This window comes from Bradyrhizobium sp. BRP56, from assembly GCF_020194035.1.
GTDB lineage: Bacteria > Pseudomonadota > Alphaproteobacteria > Rhizobiales > Xanthobacteraceae > Bradyrhizobium > Bradyrhizobium australafricanum.
In genome coordinates this window covers 1-464 of record NZ_JADYVV010000198.1, presented here as the reverse complement: position 1 = coordinate 464, position 464 = coordinate 1, and the positions used below count along the sequence as shown (strand labels likewise).

Sequence of the window (464 nt, the reverse complement as noted above, 5' to 3'; positions counted from 1 at the left end):
GTAAAAAAAGCTGCAGCCTGCGAACCCTTGCACCACAACGATTCGCAGGATTTTTCAGATGGCCGGGTAAACATGGGGGCCGATGTGGCAGCGCACAACAATATCCCGTTGACGTGCTTGACGATCACGGGAACAATCGGCCAAAAAATAGAACGGTTGTTCAGTTTTTTCTAGGAGACACCATGGCCCTGATGGGACAAATGATGAGCACTCCGTTGCTCATCTCGACCATCATCGAACATGCAGCGCGCAATTCCGGTTCGACTGAAGTCGTGTCGCGCCGTGTCGAGGGCGATATCCATCGCACCACGTACCGGCAAGTGCGAGACCGCTCCAAGCAACTGGCAAATGCGCTGGCCGCACTCGGTGTGCAGCCCGGAGAGCGTGTGGGTACGCTGGCCTGGAACGGCTATCGCCACCTTGAAATCTATTACGGCGTCTCCGGTTCGGGCTCGGTGTGCCAC

The 464-nt window shown here is 56.5% G+C and carries 1 protein-coding gene; it reads left to right on the top strand.

Annotated elements, in window-relative coordinates:
- Positions 1 to 182 precede the first annotated feature (182 nt).
- Positions 183 to 464 (top strand): AMP-binding protein (locus tag I6F38_RS43350; RefSeq protein WP_225164710.1); only part of this gene is annotated, 282 nt, incomplete at its 3' end.